Annotated in this window: 4 protein-coding genes and 1 pseudogene; 2 read left to right on the forward strand and 3 right to left on the reverse strand. The window is 66.0% G+C overall.

Translation table 11 applies throughout. The annotated features are described in order from the left end of the window. Positions 1-1,076, forward strand: a 1,076-nt coding sequence (locus tag B1A87_RS22285; RefSeq protein ID WP_144275946.1) for a diguanylate cyclase, incomplete at its 5' end; no start/stop codon positions are given. 23 nt (positions 1,077-1,099) lie between these two features. Here B1A87_RS22285 and B1A87_RS22290 read toward each other — a convergent pair. Together B1A87_RS22290 and B1A87_RS22295 are read right to left on the reverse strand one after the other, a co-directional pair. Further along, complete coding sequence (locus tag B1A87_RS22290) at positions 1,100-1,621, reverse strand: hypothetical protein (protein ID WP_078028640.1); 522 nt, start codon at positions 1,619-1,621, stop codon at positions 1,100-1,102. A gap of 210 nt (positions 1,622-1,831) precedes the next feature. Next, positions 1,832-2,368, reverse strand: a pseudogene (locus tag B1A87_RS22295) (hypothetical protein); the annotation flags it as partial. 21 nt (positions 2,369-2,389) lie between these two features. Here B1A87_RS22295 and B1A87_RS23210 point away from each other — a divergent pair. After that, positions 2,390-2,557: a hypothetical protein gene (locus B1A87_RS23210; RefSeq protein ID WP_185982448.1), complete on the forward strand. Its 168-nt coding sequence runs from the start codon at positions 2,390-2,392 to the stop codon at positions 2,555-2,557. A 19-nt stretch (positions 2,558-2,576) separates the two neighbouring features. Here B1A87_RS23210 and B1A87_RS22300 read toward each other — a convergent pair whose 3' ends face one another. Further along, complete coding sequence (locus tag B1A87_RS22300) at positions 2,577-3,602, reverse strand: bile acid:sodium symporter family protein (protein WP_078028641.1); 1,026 nt, start codon at positions 3,600-3,602, stop codon at positions 2,577-2,579. Positions 3,603-3,822 lie beyond the last annotated feature (220 nt).

Raw genomic sequence — 3,822 nt, forward strand, 5'->3', positions numbered from 1 at the left:
TGTTCTACTTCTCCGCGTTCCGCACCACCCGTTCCGCATACAGTGGCTGGTGGTGCGTGGCCCTGCTGCTGTTTCTCGCGGGCGCGGCAAGCTTCCTCCTGGACGGAACACCCCACCAGGTGTGGGCCAACCCGCTGGGAAACGTCCTGCTCATTGCCGGGGTGGCGAGTGTCTGGGCCGCTGCGCGTTCGCTCCGGATGCTTAAATGCAACGTCTGGCTCTCCGTCGCCGTCCCGGGCATCGCGGGCATTGCCGCAGCCCTGGACAATCCGGGATCCAATACATGGGCCGGGGGTGCTGTATTCCTGGGCTCCATGTGCCTCTTCATTGGCCTGGCTTCCCGCGAGCTGTGGCAGCTGGAGCCCGGCTACTCCCGGGTGCGGATACCAACGGCCATAGCTGCCGGAGGCGTCGCCGTCTTCTACGTGGGCCGTCTGGCGATCTTCATCGCGGAAGGTCCGGCCGGTCCGACGTTTGTCACCTACTTCGGATCCTCCGTGACCACGCTAGTCACCATGGTGTTCCTGGTGGTCGGCTCCTTCAGCATGGCCGAACTCAGCACGGAGCAGCAGACGCGGGCACTCCAGACCGTGGCCAGGGAGGACGGCCTGACCGGCCTCCTCAACCGCAGCGCGTTCATTGAGCTGGCGGCGGCTGAGATGGACCGCTGCAGGCAGCTCGACACGTCCGGAACGCTGATCCTTGCCGATCTGGACCACTTCAAGACAGTCAATGACACCTTCGGCCACGCGGCCGGCGACCTTGCCTTGCAGGCGTTCGCCGATGCCTGCAAGGAGACGGTCCGCTCCACGGACCTTGTGGGGCGATACGGCGGAGAGGAGTTCATCCTCATGATCCCGGGCGTTGGTCCGCGCCAGGCCGAGACCATCACCACGGAGATCAGCCGGCGGCTTGCCAGATATGCCATACCGGAGGTGCTCCGGATGCCCACCGTCAGCTACGGCCTCTCCAAATTCACGGCAGGGACGGAAGACCTGGACGAGCTGATCGCCGCCGCCGACGTCGCCCTGTACGAGGCAAAATCGCAGGGGCGGAACCGAACCGTCCAAGGGTGACCGGGCCACGGCCCAGGAAGCCCCTATCCGTCAGACGTGGAGAGGCGCTCCGGCGTCGTGTCGAGCAGAAGGGCCTCCAGTTCCCGGATTTGCTCGTTTGCGCGGTCCAGGAAGCGGTTGACCGTGTCGGGGTCGATGCGCCCGTCCGTGCGGGAGAGGATGATCAGCGACTTCCAGAGCAGGGACTTTCCGGTGACCGCGCTGATGAGTCCTTCGAGGGCGAGCTGACCTGTGGCTCCGTCGGGGGAGTGCAGCGGATTCAGCGGATCCAGTTTGCCGATCTGGGCGCTGATCCACGACAACGGCTTCTTGTAGGCCGGCATGTGCAGATGCATCAGGTCGGAGAACTCGTGGAGCGCTGCCTTGTCCGCGCTCACTTCCGCGGCAAGGTGGCTGAGGGTGGTGCCGTGCGGCGTGCCGTCCCAGGTTTTGGCCGCCTGTTCGAAGAGGCGCTCTCCGGCGGCTGCCGCTATCAGATGGCTGTGCAAGTACGCGGACAACGAATTGTCATCGATGGTTCCGCCGTCGATGTTGCTCTCATTCACGGTCTTTTCCTCCCGGTGGCGGGCCGTCGTAATGGCTGTTCTGTCAGCATACTGATTAGTCCGCGGCTGGTGCAGGGGGATTTGGTGCGCATCCCCGGATGCTGCGGCGGGACAGTGAAAGGGCCGGCGCTCCGCTGCCCCCAAGGCAGCGGAACACCGGCCCTCCACGCGGTGCCCTAAGAGCCCCGCTGAATGCATGTTGTGGCGCTGTTAAGCCGCGGCCCGCACGAACGTGACCGGGCCCGTGGCGGTCAGCCAGGACAGCGGGTGAACCACGGTCTGGTTGGAGCCGTTCATGCCACCGCTGAGAACATTGCCGTTGCCGACGAAGATTCCCACGTGGCCGGACTGGACCACCATGTCGCCGGGCTGGGGGGTGGAGACGACGCTTCCGTAGTTCATGAACTGCATCGGGGCGAGGTCGCCCACCGGGATCCCGGAGGCGCCCAGTGCCTTTTCAACCATGGCGGTGCAGTCTTGGGTGATGCCCAGCTGGGCGTAGGCGGACGAGACCATGGAGGCGTTGACGCTGCCGGCGGCAGCCGCAGGGGCCTTGGCCGGAGCCGCCGCGGCCTGGACGGTGATTTTCGCCGGAGCCGGAGCAGCGACGGGTGCGGCCACGGGCGCCGGAGTCTCTGCCACGGGCGGCGCCTCCACGACCGGGGCTTCCACGACGGGAGCCGGGGTGGATTTTACGATGGGGCGCTCGTAGTCAATCCGGACGCTGGAGTCCGCACTCAGCGGAGCCTGTCTCTTATACACATCTAGATGTGTATAAGAGACAGCTACAGGACCTTCACGCCCTCCGCCGCGGCGGAGAAGAACCTGGCCACGGTGTTCGATCAGGTCATTGCCTGGGCGGGCGCCCTCAAGGCGCTACGGCCGCCGGCCGGGAAGAACGAGCAAGACCGCGGCCACCTGGCGGCTTCCGCCTGAGGTCAGGAACCGCTGAGCCTCAGGAACCGCCGGGCGTGGAGTCCTGGAGGGGCCTCCGGGCCAGCAAGGCGGCCACGATGGCGCCGGAAATGTTGTGCCACAGCGAGAAAACGGCGGACGGAAGCGCGGCCAGCGGCGTGAAGTGGGCGGTGGCGAGTGTGGCCGCCAGGCCTGAATTTTGCATGCCCACCTCAAATGCCAGTGCCCTGCGAGCCTTGTCGTCCAGGCGGCCCAGCTTGCCGGCCAGGTATCCGAGTCCGAGGCCGAAGCCGTTGTGGAGCACGACGGCCAGGAACACGATGCCGCCTGCTGCCACGATCTTGCCGGCACTGCCCGCCACCACTACGGCCACGATGAGGGAGATGACGACGGCGGATGCCCAGGGCAGAGCCGGAAGCGCCTTTGCGACGAGGTTCTTGAGGAACAGCCGTGCCATCAGGCCGGCAATGACGGGCAGGAGGACGGTCTTGACGATGTCCAGGACCATGGCGCCGGCGTCGATGCTCAGGAACGATCCGGCGAGGAAGAGCACCAGTACGGGCGTGACGATCGGGGCGATCAGCGTTGACACGCTCGCCACGGCCACGGACAGGGCAACATCGCCCTTGGCCAGGAAGGCCATGACGTTGGAGGCAGTGCCGGACGGCGCGCAGCCAACGAGGATCAGGCCGACGGCCAGGGCCGGCTCAAGCTGAAGAACGGTGGCGATCAGCCACCCCGCCCCGGGCATGATCACGTAGTGGGCAACGATGCCCAGGACCACAGCCCACGGCCTGCGGGCCACGGCAGCGAAGTCGGGGGGCGTCAGCGTTAGGCCCATGCAGAACATGATGATGCCCAGCAGGTACGGGACGGCGGGGCCGAGGGGCTGGAAGGCGCCGGGGAGCAGGAATCCGGCCACGCCGGCAGCCAGCACCAGCAGCGGGAACACGGTCACGGCAACACGGGCGATCTTGGCCTCTGCCGCGAGGGCCGGATTCAGTGGCTCGACGCCGGCCGCCGTGGCCAACGGAGCAGTTTCGGGGGTCTTTGTTGCCTCAAGCATTCAATAATGCTGGCACTGAACAGCCGCCCCAAACCAATTCGTGACTGATGTCAGACAAATGTGTCGGCCGCGCAGAATCAGTCGGCGGCAGACTCATCGCTGGCGCAGTGCGGGTGCGATACTGGGTTGCACTGGATCGCGATGCAGGGGGCGGAAATGATCCTAGACACGGCAACACTCCGCGTTGCCTTCAGCGTGATGGCTTTAGTCATGGGCATCC

Source organism: Arthrobacter sp. KBS0703 (genome assembly GCF_002008315.2).
Taxonomy (GTDB): domain Bacteria; phylum Actinomycetota; class Actinomycetes; order Actinomycetales; family Micrococcaceae; genus Arthrobacter.